We start from the raw sequence: 19,285 nt of genomic DNA, 5'->3' as shown, positions 1-19,285 counted from the left end.
GAGCTTTATGATACAATAATACAATGATGAAACGGATAACAATAAACGATTATAAAGACATTCAGCCCCAAGGAGACACCGTATTGGTATTGGGGTATTTTGACGGCATTCATTTAGGGCATAAGGCCTTGTTAGATAAGGCGCGTGCAATAGCAGATCAACGTGGATTGACGGTAACTGTTCTGACCTTTCCAGAGTCACCTCGTCTGGCTTTTACCCGCTTTAGTCCTGACTTACTTCGTCATTTGACAAGTGCAGAGCGTCGCTTCCAGTTATTTGAAGAGTACGGTGTTGATCAACTGTATCTGACAGATTTTACCAGTTCCTTTGCTGCAACAACACCTGAAGCGTTCATTGAAAACTATATTAAAGGATTGCAGGCTAGTGTTGTGGTAGTTGGCTTTGATTATCATTTTGGAAATACTAGAGCAACGGTTGCAGAGTTAAAAGAACTATTTGACGGTGAAGTAGAAGTGGTTGAAGAAGTCCAATTAAATGGAGAAAAAATATCATCCACTCGGATTCGCAAGGCCGTCCAAGAAGGGCGAGTAGTCGAAGCCAATCGATTATTGGGCTATCCTTTTGAAACACGGGGCATTGTTGTCCATGGCGATGCAAGAGGACGGACGATTGGTTATCCAACAGCGAATCTTGCACCACTTGATGCGGTTCACTTACCGGCAGACGGTGTTTATGTTGCAGATGTTGCCATTGCTGGGCAACGCTATCGTGCCATGGCTAGTGTTGGGAAGAATGTGACTTTTGATGGAACAGAGTTACGCTTGGAAGCTCATATTTTTGGCTTTGAACGTTATATCTATGGTGAAAAAATTACGATTTATTGGTTAGAAAAAATACGTGAAATGATTAAATTTGATGGCATTGATGCCCTCATGACACAAATGAAGGAAGACGAGCGAAGGGCGCTCACTTGGAAGGATCATGATTAAGAAAATCATTAAAGATTCGCGCTATGAAGTTGTGATGATTGTGATGGCAGTGCTATACGTGTTGCTGATTATCAGTGAAATGTTGGCCCTTGTTTCCTCTCAGAGCTTATTGTATCATGTGTGTGATACCTTACTTTGGGGGATTTTTGTTTTTGATTATAGCAGTAATCTCTATTATGCAGAGAATAAAGGCGAGTATGTCCGCAAGAATATTCTCGATCTGATTGCCATACTCCCATTTGTGCAGCTGGCAGCCTTTTTCAGAATTGGTCGCATTGCCCGCTTTACAAAATTATTTGGCGTGCTCAAATTTACACGACTGATTGCAATATCTAGTAAGCTATGGGATATCCTGCGTAAATTGATGAATACCAGCGGTTTGTATAAAATCTTGGTCCTCAATTTTGCTGCGGTCATGGTGGCAAGTGGTGTTCTTACTATTGTTGAAAAGCATACCTTTCTAAATGCTCTCTGGTGGTCGATTGTAACCATGACAACTGTTGGCTATGGAGATATTGTCCCCCATACGACGATTGCCAAAGTGATTGCGATTGTCCTCATGCTGATTGGCATTTTGACTTTTGGGATGGTCACTGCGATTATTACCCGCTTCTTTGTTGATAGCGAACGGGATGCCAAAATTGACGAGCTTTCCTTAAAAATTGCAGAGCAACATCTCGTCTTGCAGCGGTTAGAAGCCAAAATCGATGATTTATTAGGGGATAAGCAAGGATAAGTCTGATTTTATCTTGTAAAAGCCTCTTATCTAGTGTATAATAGAAGGTAGGAAAATAAACTAGAAAGGTAGGCTTATGATTACACTGTTTTTATCTCCTAGTTGTACGAGTTGTCGTAAAGCTAGAGCATGGTTAACCAATCATCAGGTACCTTTCTCGGAACATAATATTATGACCAGTCCCTTGACGACAGAGGAATTGAGAAAAATTTTAGCTCTGACAGAGAATGGGACAGATGATTTGATTTCGACACGTTCAAAGGTATTTCAAAAGCTAAATGTTGATGTAGAGGAACTCTCTATTTCAGAGTTGATTGAATTGATAGCAGCTTATCCAAGTTTGCTACGTCGTCCGATTATTCTAGATGAAAAGCGAATGCAGATTGGATTTAATGAGGATGAAATCCGGGCTTTTTTACCACGGAAATATCGAAAGCAAGAATTAAAAAATGCAACCTTAAAAGCGGAAATAGGACAAGGATAGATATGGAAAAGAATTATTCATATCCACTTGATTTCTCGTGGAGCACAGAGGAGTTATCCTCCGTGCTTTCTTTTTTGAATCAGGTGGAAAAGGCCTATGAGGGTGGTGTAACAGTTACAGCCCTTCTTGAAACCTACAATCAATTTAAAACAGTTGTAAAAAGCAAGGGAGAAGAACGCCGAATTGACCGTGAATTTGAAGCAGCTTCGGGTTATTCAACCTATCGCGCAGTCAAGCAGGCAAAGGAGCAAGGAAAGGGAGTGATTTCTCTTGGAAGATAAATATCAATTTGCCAAAGAGCTTGTTTTAGATGCTGGAGAATTTTTAAGACAGCATTTAGAGGATGAATTGGTCATTGAAGAAAAGGGACATTTTACAGATTTGGTCACCCAGTTGGATAAGACGGTTCAGGAAAATCTAACGGCAAAGATTATGGAGCGTTATCCAACAGATCGTATTTTAGGAGAAGAGAGTCTAGAGCATTTACCCTTAGGTCAAGGGAAGGTCTGGGTGATTGATCCCATTGATGGAACGACAAATTTCATCGTTCAAAAGGCAGATTTTGCTGTTTTAGTTGCGTATTTTGAAGATGGTCTTGGTCAATTTGGCCTGATTTATGATGTGATAGAAGATAAACTGTATCATGGTGGAGGTCAATTTCCAGTTTATGAAAATGACAGGCTCTTGCCTCCATTTCAAAGCAAGTCTTTAAAAGAAGGGTTGATTGGTCTCAATGCAGGGCTCTATGCTCAAAATTATGCAGGATTAGGGGATATGGCAGATCACACTTTGGGAACTCGTTCAATCGGTAGTGCAGGGATTAGCTTTGCTCATGTTTTGACAGGCCGTTTACTGGCTCAGGCTTCCTATATCTATCCTTGGGATTACGCTGCAGCAAGTATTTTGGGGGAGAAGCTCGGCTATACCATGATGACAACAAGTGGCAAGAAACCAGCTTTTTACGGTCGTGAGTATATTATTTTTGCCCCAACTGAAAAAATAAATGAGATAAAAAGGTATTTACGGTGATGGTATTACCAAACGATTTTATAGAGAAATACGAACAACTGCTCGGTGCACAAGCACCAGCCTTTTTTGACAGCTTTCAGGAAGAACCAGTAGCTGGCTTTCGGACAAATCCCTTAAAGGAAACACAGTGGTCATTTGATCATAAGATTGAGCAAATGCCATGGTCTTATTATGGAAAGGTATCGGGTCGATCGGTCGAACATGTCACTGGTTTAGTCTATTCACAGGAGCCAGCAGCACAAGTGGTAGGACAGGTAGCTGCTCCTCAAGAGGGCATGAAGGTCTTGGATTTAGCTGCTGCACCAGGAGGAAAATCGACTCATCTCTTATCCTATTTGGGCAATATAGGACTTCTTGTCAGCAATGAAATTTCAAAAAAACGCTCGAAAATCTTAGTGGAAAATATTGAGCGATTTGGAGCTCGCAATGTTCTAGTGACCAATGAATCAGCTGAGCGCTTGGCAGGAGTTTTTGCGGATTATTTTGATATGATTATCTTAGATGCACCTTGTTCGGGTGAGGGGATGTTTCGCAAGGATCCAGGAGCGATAGACTATTGGTCAAGCGACTATCCAAGTGAGTGTGCGGAGTTACAAAAGGAAATTTTAAGGGCTGCGATGGAGATGCTGGCCCCAAATGGTCAGCTAATCTATTCAACCTGCACTTGGGCGCCAGAAGAAAACGAAGAGATTGTTCAATGGTTGCTAGATCACTATGAAGTGGAGTTAGTGGATATTCCTAAAATCAATGGTATGGTAGAAGGAATTGGCTTTTCAGAGACGGCTCGAATGTACCCGCATCTGTTTAAAGGCGAAGGTCAGTTTGTGGCTAAATTTCAATACCATGGCAAGAAGGCTTCAAGCAAGAAGTTAAAAGGCAATCAGTCAAATCTCAATCGTGAGCAGAAGCAATTATGGCAGGAGTTTTCACAAGGCTCTCTCATGTTTAAAGCAGAAGGAATCTTGCAGGTCTTTGGTGATGAACTCTATCTTCTCCCACATGGTTTGCCAGATATTTCAAAGTTGAGAATTGCTCGAAATGGTTTGCATTTGGGAACCTTTAAGAAAAAGCGGTTTGAGCCAAGTTTTGCCCTAGGTTTGGCCTTACGGAGCGACGAGGTCAAGTACCGAGTCGAGATTTCAGAAGAGGACTTTTTCCGATATGTCGCTGGACAAACCCTTGCGGTTTCAACAGAATTGACCAATGGTTGGTATCAAGTTTCAGTAGCTGGAAATGGCCTAGGTTTTGCAAAAGTTGTCTCAGGAACGCTCAAAAATTCTTTTCCAAAAGGGCTGCGTTTTTCATCAAAATAAATGGGTTAGAAATACTTTGCAAGTTAGAATGTTATATGATATAGTGGAATTGTGGAACTTTCGTGTAAATGAGATGTAATTGCAGGGAAAGCCACGCAAAAATGAAAAGGAAAAAGAAAAAATGAAACAAAAGCGTAAGCTTGGCCTCATCGCCTTATGCCTTTCAGCGAGCCTTAGTTTGTCTGCTTGTGCTTCATGGATTGATCGTGGAGAATCCATTACAGCAGTTGGATCGACTGCCCTTCAACCCTTAGTTGAAGCAGCAGCTGATGAATTTAGCGTTGAAAATAAGGGCAAAACGGTTAATGTCCAAGGTGGTGGATCAGGTACTGGCCTGTCTCAAGTTCAGTCAGGTGCTGTTCAGATTGGAAATAGTGATGTCTTTGCTGAAGAAAAATCAGGGATTGATGCTACCCAGTTAGTTGATTACCAAGTAGCTGTTGCAGGCATTGCTGTCATCGTGAATAAGGAAGTTAATGTCAAGGATATTAGCCTTGATCAGCTCAAGAAGATTTTTACGGGTGACATTAAAAACTGGAAAGAACTAGGTGGAAAAGATTTAGAGATTTCCATTATCAACCGAGCAGTCGGTTCTGGTTCACGAGCAACCTTTGATACGGTTGTGATGAAAGGGGAAGAGCCAGCGCAGAGTTTGGAACAAGACTCAAACGGAATGGTTAAGTCAATCGTTTCTCAGACTCCGGGGGCGATTTCCTATCTTGCCTTTTCCTATATCGATGACTCAGTAAAAACAATTCAGCTGAATGGTTTTGAACCTACAATGGACAATGTTGTTACCAATGATTGGCCAATCTGGTCTTACGAACACATGTATACCAAGGGTGAAGCGACTGGCCTTGAAAAGGAATTTCTAGACTATGTCATGTCTGAAAAAATTCAAAAAGGAATTGTCGTTGATATGGGTTATATTTCAGTCAATGATATGAAAGTAACCAAGAGCGCAGACGGTACAGTGAAGGAGAAGAAGTAAGCATGAAAAATGAAAAACTTGCCAAAGAATTGCTGTCCCCTTCTAAAAATTCTCGCTTAGAGAAATTTGGAAAGAGCATTACCTTTTTTTGCCTAGCCTTGATTGTATTCATCGTAGCGATGATTTTACTCTTTGTTGCCCAAAGAGGTTTGTCGACCTTCTTTGTGAATGGTGTCAACATCTTTGAATTTCTATTTGGAACCGTTTGGAAACCAGCCATTAAGTCCTTCGGTGCTTTTCCAATGATTGCTGGATCATTTGTTGTTACGATTTTATCTGCCCTTATTGCAACACCTTTTGCTATTGGAGCAGCTGTATTCATGACGGAGGTATCGCCGAAATATGGTGCCAAGATTTTGCAACCGGTTATTGAACTCTTGGTTGGGATTCCATCCGTTGTCTATGGATTTATTGGCCTTCAGGTCGTGGTACCTTTTGTCCGCTCGATTTTCGGTGGGACAGGTTTTGGTATTTTGTCAGGGGTTTTTGTCCTCTTTGTCATGATTTTGCCAACTGTGACCTTTATGACAGTTGATAGCTTAAAAGCTGTGCCACGTCATTATCGTGAAGCAAGTCTTGCCATGGGAGCTACTCGTTGGCAAACAATTTGGCGTGTGACCTTGCATGCAGCCAAGTCTGGTATTTTTACTGCGGTTGTCTTTGGTATGGCTCGTGCCTTTGGTGAAGCTCTTGCGATTCAAATGGTTGTAGGAAATTCAGCAGTTGTACCAACTTCTCTAACAACACCAGCTGCAACCCTGACATCTGTCTTGACCATGGGAATTGGAAATACGGTTATGGGTACTGTCCAAAATAATGTTCTCTGGTCATTGGCTCTCGTTCTATTATTGATGAGTTTGGTCTTTAACTTGATTATGAAATTTATTACAAGAGAGAGGAAGAGAAACTATGCACGCTAAAAAAGTTGATAAATTAGCGACAGGGATTTTGTACTCGATAGCGATTATTATCGTTGCCATTTTAGCTTCCCTCATTTTGTATATCTTGCTACGAGGTCTTCCTCATGTGAGTTGGTCTTTCCTAACTGGGAAATCTTCTTCCTATCAAGCAGGTGGAGGAATTGGCATTCAGCTCTATAATTCCTTCTTCCTATTAGTGATTACGCTCTTGATTTCTGTTCCACTTTCAATGGGTGCAGGAATTTATCTGGCAGAATATGCGAAAAAGGGTCGCTTGACCAATTTTATCCGTACCTGTATTGAAATTTTGTCTTCTCTTCCCTCTGTGGTTGTTGGTCTCTTTGGTTATTTGATTTTTGTTGTCCAATTTCAATACGGCTTTTCTATCCTATCAGGTGCCTTAGCTTTGACAGTCTTTAATCTGCCACAAATGACGCGCAATGTCGAAGATAGTTTGCGCCATGTTCACCATACGCAGCGCGAAGCTGGTCTAGCTCTTGGTATTTCACGTTGGGAAACAGTATTTCACGTTGTCATCCCTGAAGCACTTCCAGGAATTGTAACCGGAATTGTCCTTGCTTCTGGTCTTATTTTTGGGGAAGCTGCGGCTCTTATCTATACCGCAGGTCAATCAGCGCCAGCCCTTGATTGGTCAAACTGGAATCCTTTGAGTGTTACCAGTCCGATTTCGATTTTCCGTCAGTCAGAAACGCTGGCAGTTCACATCTGGAAGGTTAATAGTGAAGGAACGATTCCAGATGCAACGCAGGTTTCAGCTGGTAGTGCAGCTATTCTCTTGATTTTCATTTTGATTTTCAATGTATCTGCACGTTATATCGGTAAAAAATTGCATGCAAAATTAACATCTGCAGCCTAGAGTAGAGGAGAAAAAATGGCAGAATACAATTGGAATGAAAAGCATATCATCACCTTTCCTCAGGAGAAGATTGCCTTAGAAACCAAGGATTTACATGTCTATTATGGTAGTAAGGAATCGATTAAGGGTGTTGATATGCAGTTTGAAAAACATAAAATTACAGCCCTCATCGGCCCGTCTGGCTCTGGGAAATCAACCTATCTTCGTAGTTTGAACCGTATGAATGATACCATTGATATTGCTAAGGTTACAGGAGAAATTCTCTATGAAGGTGTGGATGTGAACCGCCCTGAAATCAATGTCTACGAAATGCGCAAGCACATTGGAATGGTTTTCCAGCGTCCCAATCCCTTTGCTAAATCAATTTACCGCAATATCACCTTTGCTCATGAACGTGCGGGTGTCAAAGATAAAAAAGTCTTGGATGAGATTGTCGAAACTTCTCTCAAACAAGCAGCTCTATGGGATCAAGTTAAAGATGATTTACATAAGTCAGCCTTGACCCTATCAGGAGGACAGCAACAACGCTTGTGTATTGCTCGTGCTATCGCAGTGAAACCAGAAATTCTCCTCATGGATGAGCCTGCCTCAGCACTTGATCCGATTGCCACTATGCAGTTGGAAGAAACCATGTTCGAATTGAAAAAGAACTATACGATTATCATTGTGACCCACAACATGCAACAAGCAGCTCGCGCAAGTGATTACACAGCCTTCTTTTATTTGGGAGATTTGATTGAGTATGATAAGACAGCCAATATCTTCCAAAATGCTAAATTACAATCAACAAATGACTACGTGTCAGGACACTTTGGATAGAAAGGAACTTTGATGACAGCACCGATTTTACAAGTCAAAGACTTGTCTGTTTATTACAATAAGAAAAAGGCCTTAAACAACGTTTCCATTGACTTCTATCCAAATGAAATCACAGCCCTCATTGGGCCCTCTGGTTCTGGAAAATCAACCCTCTTGCGTTCAATTAACCGCATGGGAGATTTGAATCCGGAGGTGACCTTGACAGGAGCGATTGATTACAATGGTCGAAATATTTATAGTCCTCGCACGGATACGGTTGATTTGCGAAAAGAGATTGGAATGGTCTTCCAACAGCCCAATCCCTTCCCAATGACCATTTATGAAAATGTGGTGTATGGTCTGCGGATTAATGGTGTGAAAGACAAACAGGTTTTAGATGAAGCAGTTGAAAAATCCCTAACGAGCGCCTCGATTTGGGATGAAGTAAAGGATCGTTTACATGATTCTGCAATTGGTTTATCAGGTGGACAGCAGCAACGAGTCTGTGTAGCGCGGGTTCTTGCAACGAGTCCTAAAATCATCTTGCTAGATGAACCAACTTCCGCACTTGACCCTATTTCAGCAGGAAAAATTGAAGATACCTTATATGGCCTGAAAGACAAGTATACCATGGTCTTGGTGACACGTTCGATGCAGCAAGCTTCACGTATTTCAGACAGAACAGGCTTTTTCCTCGATGGCGATTTGATTGAGTACAATAAGACCAAGGAAGTCTTCTTGAACCCTCGCAATAAGGAAACGGAAGATTACATCACAGGAAAATTTGGATAATAAAAAGGAACACCAACTATGTTAAGAACACAATTTGAAGAAGAACTAGATAAATTGCACAATCAATTCTATGCTATGGGAAATGAAGTTCTTGGGCAAATCAATAATACTGTACAAGCCTTTATCTCGCATGATCGTGAATTGGCAAAAGAAGTGATTGAATCAGATGCTAAAATCAATGCTTTTGAAATTAAGCTAGAGAAAAAGTCACTTGAAATTATCGCTTTACAACAACCGGTATCAACTGACTTGCGCACGGTCATCACTGTTTTGAAGGCTACTAATGACTTGGAGCGGATGGGTGACCATGCGGTATCTATTGCAGAAGCAGCTATTCGGATGAAAGGGGAAGTCCGTATTCAGGTTGTGGAAGCTGAAATCAAGAAAATGGGACGGGAAGTCCGTCGCTTAGTTGAGTCTGCCTTGGAATTATATCTCAATGGTGGGGAAACAGAGCAAGCATATGAACTCGCAGCCCATGATGAAATCATCAACCAATACTATACAAGTATCCAGGATTTGGCAACAGAGGAAATCAAAAAAAATCCGGATGCCTTGATTGCTGGTCGGGACTACTTCCAAGTTATTTCCTACCTTGAACGTATCGGTGACTATGCCAAAAATATCTGTGAATGGGTCGTTTACCTCCGCACAGGCAATATTACAGAATTGTAAAAAACTGGATGACTGTCCAAATCAGAATGTAGACAAACCTCACAATTCAGAAAAATATTACAATGATATTTCATTTTCTGTAGTTTTAAGGTTAGAAAATTTGCGAGCGTAGCGAGCACAATACCGCCACCTTCGCCGTGCTAAAAGCGGGGACAGAAGTCGTGATTTCGTTGAAATCGATTATCCTCGTTCCTTTGTTTCTGGGCTCGGGCTAAAATAATCCACTAGATTATTTTACTCCGAAGGAAGTCGCTGATGTCCGAAAGCACATGAGGATGGTGGCAATAAAAAGACTTTTTCTTCAAGCTGAAATCTGGACTCTGTCCAGATTTTTTAGCTTCTTTTAAGTTTAGTGGAGTAAACTATAGGAAATCTCATGGTATAATGGAGAAATAGGAGAGATGGAATGATTAAGATTTTATTAGTAGAAGATGATATCAGTTTATCCAATTCAGTCTTTGATTTTTTAGATGATTTTGCAGATGTGATGCAGGTATTTGACGGAGATGAGGGGTTATATGAGGCAGAATCAGGAGTATATGACCTCATCTTGCTCGATTTGATGTTGCCGGAAAAAGACGGCTTTCAAGTTCTGAAAGAACTAAGGGCTAAGGGGATTACAACGCCTGTTCTGATTACAACCGCTAAGGAAAGTATAGACGATAAGGGGCATGGTTTTGAGCTTGGAGCAGATGACTATCTAACCAAACCCTTTTATTTGGAAGAGTTGAAGATGCGGATTCAGGCCCTTTTGAAACGCTCTGGAAAGTTCAGTCAAAATACCCTCACCTTTGGAGAACTGTCTGTGGACCTTTCAACCAATACAGCTACCATAAATGGGAAAGAAGTCGAACTCTTAGGAAAAGAGTTTGATTTACTACTCTATTTCTTGCAGAATCAAAATGTCATTTTACCAAAGACACAAATTTTTGACCGAATTTGGGGTTTTGATAGTGATACCACTATTTCAGTTGTGGAAGTATATGTCTCTAAAATTAGAAAAAAATTGAAAGGGACGGCCTTTGGGGAGCAATTGCATACCCTACGGAGTGTCGGTTATATCTTGAAAAATGCTGATTAAATTTCGCAAACTCTATCGTACGGATAATTTTTCTTATTTTATCCGTTATTTTGCTGTCTTTACGCTGATTTTCAGCCTGATGACAATCATTATTTTCCAGTTGATGCGTTCAACCATGTATCAGACTTCGGATGAGAATTTTAGAGAAATTGTGAATAATCCGGAAATGATGATGGAATTTGCACGGGCGCGCGGCTTGTCTCCAGAAGCAGAAATCATCTGGGAAAAAAATACAAAGGCTACTAAAAATAATTCAGGGAATTCACAGAAAGAGGATGAGAAAGAGAAGTCTGTTTCCTTTTATTCCAGTTCTAAAATTCGCCTGAATACGAATTACCATGTTATTCTCTATGATAGCCGTGGAAATCGTCTCAATCAAGTAGACTACTTTTCTGGTTTATCTAGTCTTATCTTATCTGCTAAGTCACTGAATACCATTACAGAATGTGAAGTAACAACACCTTTTGGAGAAAAAGAATACTATCGTTGTATGAGTATTGAAGTACCAGAAGAAGCTGCTTCAGCTTATGTGGGTCTAGATATCAAATATGCTACCGTTCTCTTTAATACCAGTCAGATTCGCTTCTCTATTGCATCGTATGAAGCGACGGTTATGATCGTCATGATTGGCTTTTGGTTGATTTCGATTGTCGCAAGTATTTACCTGTCCAATGTCAGTATGCGCCCTATTCTTGCTAGTTTTCAAAAGCAGAAAGAGTTTGTGGAGAATGCGAGTCATGAATTGCGAACACCGCTTACTGTCCTACAAAACCGTTTGGAAAGTCTTTTTAGACATCCTGAAGCAACAATTATGGATAGCAGTGAAAATATTGCTTCTAGTCTTGCGGAGGTGCGCAATATGCGCCTTTTAACAACGAATCTATTAAACCTAGCACGAAGAGATGATGGTTTGAAACCAGAAATTATTGCTGTTCAGCCAGCCTTCTTTGATGAAATATTGGCAAATTATATCATCATGGCGGAAGAAAATGGAAAGATTTTGGAAGTCAATCATACCGTTAAGGAAGTGATTCGTACAGATAAGACTCTGCTCAAGCAGTTACTGACGATTTTAGTTGATAATGCGATAAAGTATTCAGAAGATGATGGACATATCTGGATTGATATTCAGATAAAAGATCGTTTTCTTTCTATTAAAGTAGCCGATAATGGATTGGGCATTAGTCCAGAAAATAAAACAAAAATCTTTGATCGTTTCTACCGGGTTGATAAAGCGAGAACGCGTCAAAAAGGTGGATTCGGCCTCGGTCTCTCTCTTGCGAAGCAAATCATTGATACCTTACATGGAACAATTACCGTTCAAGATCATCAGCCCAAAGGCACTGTTTTTGAAGTTAAGATTCCTAAAGAATACCGTAAATAATGCTTTGTTCAAGATATGCAACTAAACAAGACATATGGCTAGTGATATGATAGGGAGTGGGACACAATCGTGATTTTGTCGAAATCGATTTTGTCAATTTCGCTTTCTCATTTCTAGGCTCCAGTATTAACAGTCTACTGGACTCGCATGCTGCTTAGCTGTCATAATTGAGAATTGTGAAAGGTTGGAAATAGGGCTAGCGAAGAACTGTTCGCTAGCCTCTTCTAATAGAATGTTGATTTATCAACGTTTTACAAAACAGACAATCCTCGCTTTTTGATTTCCAAGTTCAGGTATCAATCGTCACTCCCCTGACTATTGATATGCGCTAAAGTGGTAAAGCTACAAAAATAATGAGATTAGGGACTTTTTATACGTAGTCTTCCAGATTATATTCTTTTGTGGTTGAGCGCATCGCGCTCACCATGGTTTGTCTCAGCAACTTTTTATTGAAAAATGATAATTTTCAGACTTTACTCATAATCGTGGTAACGATTGCATTATTTCTTTTTTGTGCTAGAATAGGAATGTGATATAATGCACATATTATTTCATGCCTATTGCAAAGTCAATAGAAGGAAAAGGAGATAAGATGAAAAGAAGTTTGAAGGTCATACTGCTTAGCTTTGTCGCAGTATTGCTACTATTTGGTTGTTCCACTGCGAAAAAAGGTGGAACCTTTGAAGGTGTTGGTAATGGTAAGCACGGTGAAATTAAAGTGGCTGTCACGATTGCCGATGGAGCTATTACAAAGATTGATGTACTAGAGCAGGATGAAAATAAGGTTCTCTCTGAGCCTGTTTATGAAGAGTTGCAAGAGATGATTATTGCTCAAAACTCAGCAGATGTTGAAGCAGTATCTGGCGCTTCTGCAACGAGTGAAGGCTATATAAATGCAGTTAAAGATGCTGTTGAAAAATCAGGTATCACACTCGTAGCAGCTAAAAAATCAAAACAAGCTAAGGAAAAAGAAAAACTGCCAACAGAACAAACCTTTGACGTCGTAGTTGTCGGATCTGGAGGAGCAGGATTTAGTGCAGCAATTGAAGCAGCTCAGGCTGGTAAATCTGTTGCGATTCTTGAAAAACTTCCTGCAATTGGGGGGAATACCCTCCTTTCTGGTGGTGAAATGAATGCGCCAGGTAACTGGGTACAAAAGAAATTAGGTATTGAAGGCGACTCCGTTGATGTGTATTACCAAGATACTATGAAAGGTGGAGATAACGTTGGTGATCCGAAGATGGTTCGATTGATGGCTGAAAAAGCCTTGGAATCAGCTGAATGGCTTCGCGATGAGATCAAAGTTGAATTTTTAGCAGACCAATTGTTCCAATTTGGTGGACATAGCTACAAGCGTGCCTTGATTCCAGTTGGTCATACAGGTGCCGAATTGATTACTAAATTGAAAATGAAAGCAGACGAGCTAAAAATTCCAGTTTTCTTGAATGTTAAAGCTGAGAAGTTGATGAAAGATGGCAGCGGAAAAATCGTTGGTCTTACTGCAACAGACAGAGAGAAACGCGAATTGACCTTCCATGCTAATGATGCGGTTATTTTAACAACTGGTGGTTTTGGTTCAAATGTTGAAATGCGTAAGAAATACAACAAAGAATACGACGAACGCTACCATTCTACGGATTCTGTTGGTACAACAGGAGACGGAATTATCATGGCACAAGAAGTAGGTGCTGCCCTTACCAATATGGAAAGCATTCAAACCTATCCAATTGCTAATCCAAAAACAGGTATGATTTCCTTGCTAGCTGATACACGCTTTGATGGCGCAATTTTGGTTAACCAAGAAGGAAAACGCTTTGTAGAAGAATTAGAACGCCGTGACGTGATTTCTAAAGCAATCCTTGCGCAAACAGGTGGTTATTGCTACCAAATTTGGAATGACGATATCGATGCGATTTCTAAGACCAAAGAAGCCCACAAGGCAGAATACGATGAGTTGATTCGTGAAAAATTATTGGTTAAGGCTGACACGATTGAAGAAGCAGCAAAATTCTTTGATATTGATGTTGATACCTTGAAAGAAACTCTTACTAAAGTCAATGCCTATGCAAAAGCTGGAGAAGATAAGGATTTCCATCATCGTGCAGGCTTGGTATCTCTTGAAAAAGGTCCATACTACATTGAAAAAGCCGCACCATCTGTACACCACACAATGGGTGGACTTGTCATCAACGAAAAGACAGAAGTCCTAGATGAAAGTGGTAAAGCAATTCCTAGCCTTTACGCAGCAGGTGAATTGACAGGTGTAATCCAAGGTAAAAACCGTCTCGGTGGTAATGCTATTACTGATATTATCACTTACGGACGCATTGCTGGTAAACAAGTTGGCACGATGAAATAATATGCAATAAAAAAGGCTAAGTTTTACTGTTTAGCCTTTTACTTTATTCCTAAATTCATCCAATTCTCTCTGATTGTGAAGGATGGTGACCTTATCCGTATAGGTTTGGGAGATTGTTTGGTAGCGTATCTGGGCTTTTTGTGAACGACCATCTTTTAAAATCCAGCGGATAAATGCCCAGTCAAGTTTTTCGGTACAGCCTTCTGCCATACTATCTCTGACTTTTCCTCTGTATGTGATATAGCGTTTAATAGCTCGAAGTAAACAAGTCCACCTAGAGAAGGTCATTAGGATGATTTGATCGGCTTCTTCCAGCCGTTCTTGATAACAAAACGAACTGTAATTTCCTTCAATGACCCATGAATCATTCTCTAAAAAAGTCTGGAGCTGGTTGCGCATGTCTTCATCTGGTCGTTCCTGCCAGTTAGGAAGAAATCGTAACTTATCCAAATGTAGACAGGGAATCTTATAATGCTTACCGAGATAGCTAGCTAGTGTTGATTTGCCAGAAGCGCTATAGCCGATGATTACAATTTTCATGTCAGAACCTTTCTAGAAATTTGGATAAAAAAAGAAGCCCAAGGGCTCTTCTTTTTTATTAAGCAAGTTTTGATGCAAGACGTGCTTTGTCGCGGCTTGCTTTGTTTTTGTGAATCAAACCTTTTGTTTCTGCTTTATCAATAGCTGAGCTAGCAGCGCGGAAAAGCTCCTCAGAAGGATTTGCTTCAAATGCTTTAATTGCAGTACGCATAGCTGATTTTTGAGCTGAGTTTTTTTCGTTTTGTTTTACGTTCAATTCAGCACGTTTGATAGCTGACTTAATGTTTGCCAATGGTTTCACCTCCACCTTTTCTGTACTAACTATACCATTATATCTGAAAAAATAGATTTTGACAAGTGGAAATTATTTTTTCAAGTAAATTTCATCAATTTCATGATTTTTTGCTTTATGAAGAATAATATCTGCCCGATGTCTAGTTGGCTCAATATAATCTTTGAGATTGACCAGATTGATAGTCTCCCAAATACTATGAGCAAAATGAGAAACTTCCTCTTCTGAGAGCTCTAGGAAGCGATGATAATAGTTATTGGGATTGCTTTGAGCTAATTTCAGTAATTTTCTGAAACGCTCCAAGTACCACGTTTCAATATCATCAACTGCTGCATCAACATAAATCGCTAAATCAAAATAATCGCTGACATACAAGTGCTGATTTTGAGGATTTTGGAAAACATTGATTCCCTCAACAATGAGAAAGTCTGGCGCTGAAATAGTTTGTTGTTGGTCTGGGACAATATCATAAACTTCATGGGAATAGACAGGAATCTGATAATCATGCCCATTTTCAATATGATTTAAAAAGTCCAGTAACAATTCCATATTATAGGATTCAGGGAAACCTTTTCGGTCAAGGATATTTTTCTCTTTTAAAACAGTATTGGGATAGAGAAATCCATCTGTGGTCACCATTTCTACTTTGGCATGCTTAAAGGTTCGGGTTAATAAAATTTGTAAGAGACGACTGGTGGTCGATTTTCCGACAGCGACACTACCTGAGATGCCAATGATAAACGGCTGGGTCTTAATTTTCTTCTGTAAAAAGAGACTCTTGGAAAAAGAAAGATCCTCGCTTGCCTTCTTATAAATCCGAATCAAATTGATAAGGGGTAGGTAGACATCTAGGACATCTTGGAGGCTAATCTTATCATTGAAACTTTTGATTGAATTCAGTTCTTCTTGTGTGAGCGGAACAGTGGTATTTCGGTGTAATTGTTGCCAGGTTTGGCGACTGATTTTTTCAAAATTGATCAATTCATTCTTCATAGCACCATTGTAGCATGATTTTTTACAGGTGTAAAATGATAGGAGGGGGATAAAGCAATCACTTGTAAACGTTTTTATTAAATGATATAATAAGAGTATGGCAAATATGTATTACGAGAAAAATCCTAGTGTGGCTCATGATCTTCATGAGCTTCGTGTCACTCTGCTTGGTGAAGAAATGTTCTTCTTGACAGATGCAGGGGTGTTCAGCAAGAAAATGGTGGACTACGGTAGCCAAGTGCTCTTGAATACAGTAGAGTTGGAAAAAGATAAAAGATTACTAGATGTGGGCTGTGGATATGGTCCACTTGGTTTGACTTTAGGGAAGGTTTTTGGTGTGCGACCAACCATGGTCGATATTAATAGTCGAGCAGTTGATTTAGCCATTCAAAATGCTGAAAAAAATAAGGTTGAAGCCGCTATTTTCCAGTCCGATATCTATGAAGTAGTATCAGGAACTTTTGACTATGTGATTTCGAATCCTCCCATTCGAGCTGGAAAGGCAGTTGTCCATGAAATCATCACAGGAGCTTATGACTATTTGATTGATTCTGGACGATTGACAATCGTGATTCAGAAAAAGCAAGGTGCTCCGAGTGCCAAAGCTAAAATGGAGGAGGTTTTTGGAAACTGTACTATCTTGAAGAAAGATAAGGGGTATTATATTTTAGAAAGCGTGAAAGAATGAGAACAGTCGACTTAATTCAGAAAAAACGAGACGATCATGAACTCACCACAGATGAAATTAACTGGCTGATTAGTGGCTATGCAAATGGTACTGTCCCTGATTATCAGATGGCTGCTTTTGCTATGGCGATTTATTTTAGAGGAATGTCTACTCGTGAAATTTCTGATTTAACCATGGCGATGGTGGCAAGCGGTGAAGAAATTGACCTATCAGCAATTTCAGGTATTAAGGTAGATAAGCACTCAACTGGTGGTGTCGGAGATAAGGTAACCTTAATTTTAGCACCACTAGTAGCTAGTTTTGGAGTTCCTGTTGCCAAAATGAGTGGCCGTGGCCTTGGTCATACGGGTGGAACCTTGGACAAATTAGAGTCAATCAAGGGATACCAGATTGAAGTGACTCAGAATCAGTTTATCAAACAGGTGCAAGAGATTGGCGTATCCGTTATTGGCCAATCAGATAATATGGTAAAAGCCGATAAGTTGTTGTATGCCTTACGAGATGTAACCGCTACGGTTGATATTATCCCTTTGATTGCAAGTTCTGTTATGTCTAAGAAAATTGCAGCTGGTGCGGATGCTATTTTACTAGATGTAACGGTTGGTGAGGGGGCCTTCATGAAGAATATTGAAGATGCTCGTCAATTGGCTCAAACCATGGTCGAACTAGGAAAAGCAGTTGGACGAAAGACCGTTGCAGTAATTACGGATATGTCACAGCCTGTCGGTACCAGTATCGGAAATCGTCTGGAAATTCTCGAAGCCTTGGACATTTTACAAGGTAAGGGACGAAAAGATGTAACAGAGTTTATCTGTGAATTGGCACAGATTATGCTAGGCCTTGCTAATGTTGAAAAGACTATCGAGGAAGTTCATGCTCATTTAGTAGATGGATCGGCTCTGCGCAAGTTTGAAGAAATGGTTCTGGCGCAAGGGGGCGATTTGGACGATTTGTATCGACCAGTCCAAGTGACACATCAAGTGCCGGTATTTGCTCAGGAAAGTGGTTACATTACCGCCTTGCCAGCCTTAGAATTTGGCTTGTTTGCCATGAAGTTAGGTGCAGGACGAGCTGTGAAAACAGACAGCTTAGATTATGAGACAGGAATTGTCTTCCATAAAAAGGTCGGTGAACCTGTTGAAGCAGGTCAAGAAATTGCCACTATTTTTACAAATGAAAATATTTCGGAAAATATGCTTACAAATTTCCAAAAAAATGTTAAAATAGGAAATGTGAGTGTAAAAACGAAAGAAATTATAGAAATTGTTTCATAATGTACGGAGAAAAACATGAAATTAAATAAATATATTGATCACACTCTATTGAAGCCAAATGCTACAAAAGAACAAATTTTAGCGATTATTGACGAAGCAAAAGAATACGATTTTGCAAGCGTCTGTGTTAATCCAACTTGGGTAGCTCTTTCAGCGAAAGAATTACAAGGTACAGATGTCAAGGTTTGTACAGTTATCGGCTTTCCTTTGGGAGCAAATACATCAGCTGTAAAAGCAGTTGAAACCAAGGATGCCATCGCAAATGGTGCCGATGAGATTGACATGGTCATCAATGTTGGTGCCTTAAAATCGCAAGATTACGATACAGTATTGAAAGATATTCAAGCGGTTGTGGAAGCAAGCGGTGATAAGTTGGTGAAAGTCATCATCGAAACCTGTCTTTTGACCGACGAGGAAAAAGTCAAAGCCTGTCAATTATCACAAGAAGCAGGTGCTGACTTTGTGAAAACATCAACTGGCTTCTCAACAGGTGGTGCAACAGTAGAAGATGTAGCCTTGATGAGAAAAACAGTTGGGTCAGATATGGGTGTAAAAGCATCTGGTGGTGCACGTTCATACGAAGATGCCAAAGCCTTTATTGAAGCAGGTGCGACTCGTATCGGAGCTTCTTCGGGTGTAGCGATTATGAAAGGGGAACAGGCAGATGGCGACTACTGATTTGATTGATTTATCTATTGAAGTTAGTAAGAAAGCCTACGTACCCTATTCTCATTTTCCAATTGGAGCTGTTTTAGTTGCTAAGAATGGTCAAATTTTTACCGGTGTTAACATTGAAAATGCTAGTTTTGGATTGACCAACTGTGGCGAACGGACAGCGATTTTCAAAGCCGTTTCAGAAGGTGTCTTGGAATTTTCTGAGTTGATTGTTTATGGTCAAACAGAAAAACCAGTTTCACCCTGTGGTGCATGTCGCCAAGTCATGGCAGAATTTTTTGATCAGGATCTAAAAGTAACATTGGTTGCTAAAGATAAATCGACAGTCGAGATGACAGTCGGGGAGTTACTTCCGTATTCTTTTACAGATTTAACGTAAATCTGTAAGGCAGTCAGTTGACTGTATCATTTCCATTTTGCAACGAAAGTTGCAC

The 19,285-nt window shown here is 40.2% G+C and carries 22 protein-coding genes; 19 read left to right on the top strand and 3 right to left on the bottom strand.

Annotated features, from left to right (window positions below):
- Positions 1-26: 26 nt before the first annotated feature.
- From J5M87_RS05525 to J5M87_RS05455, 15 genes are all read left to right on the top strand, one after another.
- Complete coding sequence (locus J5M87_RS05525; protein ID WP_154608079.1) at positions 27-950, top strand: bifunctional riboflavin kinase/FAD synthetase; 924 nt, start codon at positions 27-29, stop codon at positions 948-950.
- A complete protein-coding gene (locus J5M87_RS05520; protein WP_154608004.1) occupies positions 943-1,686 on the top strand; it encodes a potassium channel family protein in 744 nt (247 codons plus the stop codon). Before J5M87_RS05525 ends, J5M87_RS05520 begins: the two co-directional genes overlap by 8 nt.
- A gap of 76 nt (positions 1,687-1,762) precedes the next feature.
- The gene (locus J5M87_RS05515) at positions 1,763-2,170 is read left to right on the top strand and encodes a Spx/MgsR family RNA polymerase-binding regulatory protein (RefSeq protein WP_154608003.1); all 408 of its coding nucleotides are present in this window, start codon (positions 1,763-1,765) and stop codon (positions 2,168-2,170) included.
- Between the two features lie 2 nt (positions 2,171-2,172).
- On the top strand, positions 2,173-2,451 hold the full coding sequence (locus tag J5M87_RS05510) for a UPF0223 family protein (protein WP_154608002.1): 279 nt from the start codon (positions 2,173-2,175) through the stop codon (positions 2,449-2,451).
- Positions 2,441-3,199 (top strand): inositol monophosphatase family protein, encoded by a 759-nt coding sequence (locus tag J5M87_RS05505; RefSeq protein ID WP_154608001.1) that lies wholly within the window; start codon positions 2,441-2,443, stop codon positions 3,197-3,199. The genes J5M87_RS05510 and J5M87_RS05505 overlap by 11 nt, the downstream gene beginning before the upstream one ends.
- Positions 3,199-4,512 carry an RsmF rRNA methyltransferase first C-terminal domain-containing protein gene (locus tag J5M87_RS05500; RefSeq protein ID WP_154632443.1) on the top strand — a complete coding sequence of 438 codons (1,314 nt, stop codon included), beginning with the start codon at positions 3,199-3,201 and terminating at the stop codon, positions 4,510-4,512. The genes J5M87_RS05505 and J5M87_RS05500 overlap by 1 nt, the downstream gene beginning before the upstream one ends.
- Before the next feature lie 121 nt (positions 4,513-4,633).
- Positions 4,634-5,503 carry a phosphate ABC transporter substrate-binding protein PstS family protein gene (locus J5M87_RS05495; protein ID WP_154632442.1) on the top strand — a complete coding sequence of 290 codons (870 nt, stop codon included), beginning with the start codon at positions 4,634-4,636 and terminating at the stop codon, positions 5,501-5,503.
- A gap of 2 nt (positions 5,504-5,505) precedes the next feature.
- Entirely contained in the window at positions 5,506-6,423 is a 918-nt protein-coding gene (gene pstC / locus J5M87_RS05490; protein ID WP_154607998.1) for a phosphate ABC transporter permease subunit PstC, read from the top strand.
- The gene (gene pstA, locus J5M87_RS05485) at positions 6,413-7,300 is read left to right on the top strand and encodes a phosphate ABC transporter permease PstA (RefSeq protein WP_154632441.1); all 888 of its coding nucleotides are present in this window, start codon (positions 6,413-6,415) and stop codon (positions 7,298-7,300) included. The genes pstC and pstA overlap by 11 nt, the downstream gene beginning before the upstream one ends.
- Before the next feature lie 15 nt (positions 7,301-7,315).
- Positions 7,316-8,119, top strand: coding sequence for a phosphate ABC transporter ATP-binding protein PstB (pstB, locus tag J5M87_RS05480; RefSeq protein WP_154607997.1), 804 nt, complete (start codon positions 7,316-7,318; stop codon positions 8,117-8,119).
- Positions 8,120-8,131: 12 nt separating this feature from the next.
- Entirely contained in the window at positions 8,132-8,890 is a 759-nt protein-coding gene (gene pstB / locus J5M87_RS05475; RefSeq protein ID WP_154607996.1) for a phosphate ABC transporter ATP-binding protein PstB, read from the top strand.
- An 18-nt stretch (positions 8,891-8,908) separates the two neighbouring features.
- A complete protein-coding gene (phoU, locus tag J5M87_RS05470; protein WP_154607995.1) occupies positions 8,909-9,565 on the top strand; it encodes a phosphate signaling complex protein PhoU in 657 nt (218 codons plus the stop codon).
- A gap of 406 nt (positions 9,566-9,971) precedes the next feature.
- Positions 9,972-10,646: a response regulator transcription factor gene (locus J5M87_RS05465; RefSeq protein WP_154607994.1), complete on the top strand. Its 675-nt coding sequence runs from the start codon at positions 9,972-9,974 to the stop codon at positions 10,644-10,646.
- Positions 10,636-12,030: a sensor histidine kinase gene (locus J5M87_RS05460; RefSeq protein WP_154607993.1), complete on the top strand. Its 1,395-nt coding sequence runs from the start codon at positions 10,636-10,638 to the stop codon at positions 12,028-12,030. Before J5M87_RS05465 ends, J5M87_RS05460 begins: the two co-directional genes overlap by 11 nt.
- Positions 12,031-12,622: 592 nt before the next feature.
- A complete protein-coding gene (locus J5M87_RS05455; RefSeq protein ID WP_154607992.1) occupies positions 12,623-14,389 on the top strand; it encodes a flavocytochrome c in 1,767 nt (588 codons plus the stop codon).
- A gap of 30 nt (positions 14,390-14,419) precedes the next feature.
- Here the strand turns inward: J5M87_RS05455 and J5M87_RS05450 are convergent, their stop codons facing one another.
- Genes J5M87_RS05450 through coaA form a run of 3 tightly spaced genes read right to left on the bottom strand, consistent with a single transcriptional unit; the run spans position 14,420 to position 16,214 of the window.
- Positions 14,420-14,929 carry a DNA topology modulation protein gene (locus J5M87_RS05450; protein WP_154607991.1) on the bottom strand — a complete coding sequence of 170 codons (510 nt, stop codon included), beginning with the start codon at positions 14,927-14,929 and terminating at the stop codon, positions 14,420-14,422.
- Positions 14,930-14,987: 58 nt separating this feature from the next.
- Entirely contained in the window at positions 14,988-15,236 is a 249-nt protein-coding gene (rpsT, locus tag J5M87_RS05445; RefSeq protein WP_012027069.1) for a 30S ribosomal protein S20, read from the bottom strand.
- Positions 15,237-15,293: 57 nt separating this feature from the next.
- Positions 15,294-16,214 (bottom strand): type I pantothenate kinase, encoded by a 921-nt coding sequence (gene coaA / locus J5M87_RS05440; protein WP_154607990.1) that lies wholly within the window; start codon positions 16,212-16,214, stop codon positions 15,294-15,296.
- Positions 16,215-16,311: 97 nt separating this feature from the next.
- Here coaA and J5M87_RS05435 point away from each other — a divergent pair, with 97 nt between their 5' ends.
- Genes J5M87_RS05435 through J5M87_RS05420 form a run of 4 tightly spaced genes read left to right on the top strand, consistent with a single transcriptional unit; the run spans position 16,312 to position 19,230 of the window.
- Positions 16,312-16,902 carry a class I SAM-dependent methyltransferase gene (locus tag J5M87_RS05435; protein ID WP_154607989.1) on the top strand — a complete coding sequence of 197 codons (591 nt, stop codon included), beginning with the start codon at positions 16,312-16,314 and terminating at the stop codon, positions 16,900-16,902.
- A complete protein-coding gene (locus tag J5M87_RS05430) occupies positions 16,899-18,176 on the top strand; it encodes a pyrimidine-nucleoside phosphorylase (protein ID WP_154607988.1) in 1,278 nt (425 codons plus the stop codon). Before J5M87_RS05435 ends, J5M87_RS05430 begins: the two co-directional genes overlap by 4 nt.
- Positions 18,177-18,191: 15 nt before the next feature.
- Positions 18,192-18,854 carry a deoxyribose-phosphate aldolase gene (deoC, locus tag J5M87_RS05425; RefSeq protein WP_154607987.1) on the top strand — a complete coding sequence of 221 codons (663 nt, stop codon included), beginning with the start codon at positions 18,192-18,194 and terminating at the stop codon, positions 18,852-18,854.
- On the top strand, positions 18,841-19,230 hold the full coding sequence (locus J5M87_RS05420) for a cytidine deaminase (protein WP_154607986.1): 390 nt from the start codon (positions 18,841-18,843) through the stop codon (positions 19,228-19,230). The genes deoC and J5M87_RS05420 overlap by 14 nt, the downstream gene beginning before the upstream one ends.
- Positions 19,231-19,285 lie beyond the last annotated feature (55 nt).

It is taken from the genome of Streptococcus sp. zg-86, assembly GCF_017639855.1.
GTDB classification, from domain to species: Bacteria; Bacillota; Bacilli; order Lactobacillales; family Streptococcaceae; genus Streptococcus; species Streptococcus zhangguiae.
Note: the sequence above shows the minus strand (reverse complement) of the source record. Positions and strands in the feature narration are given on the sequence as shown.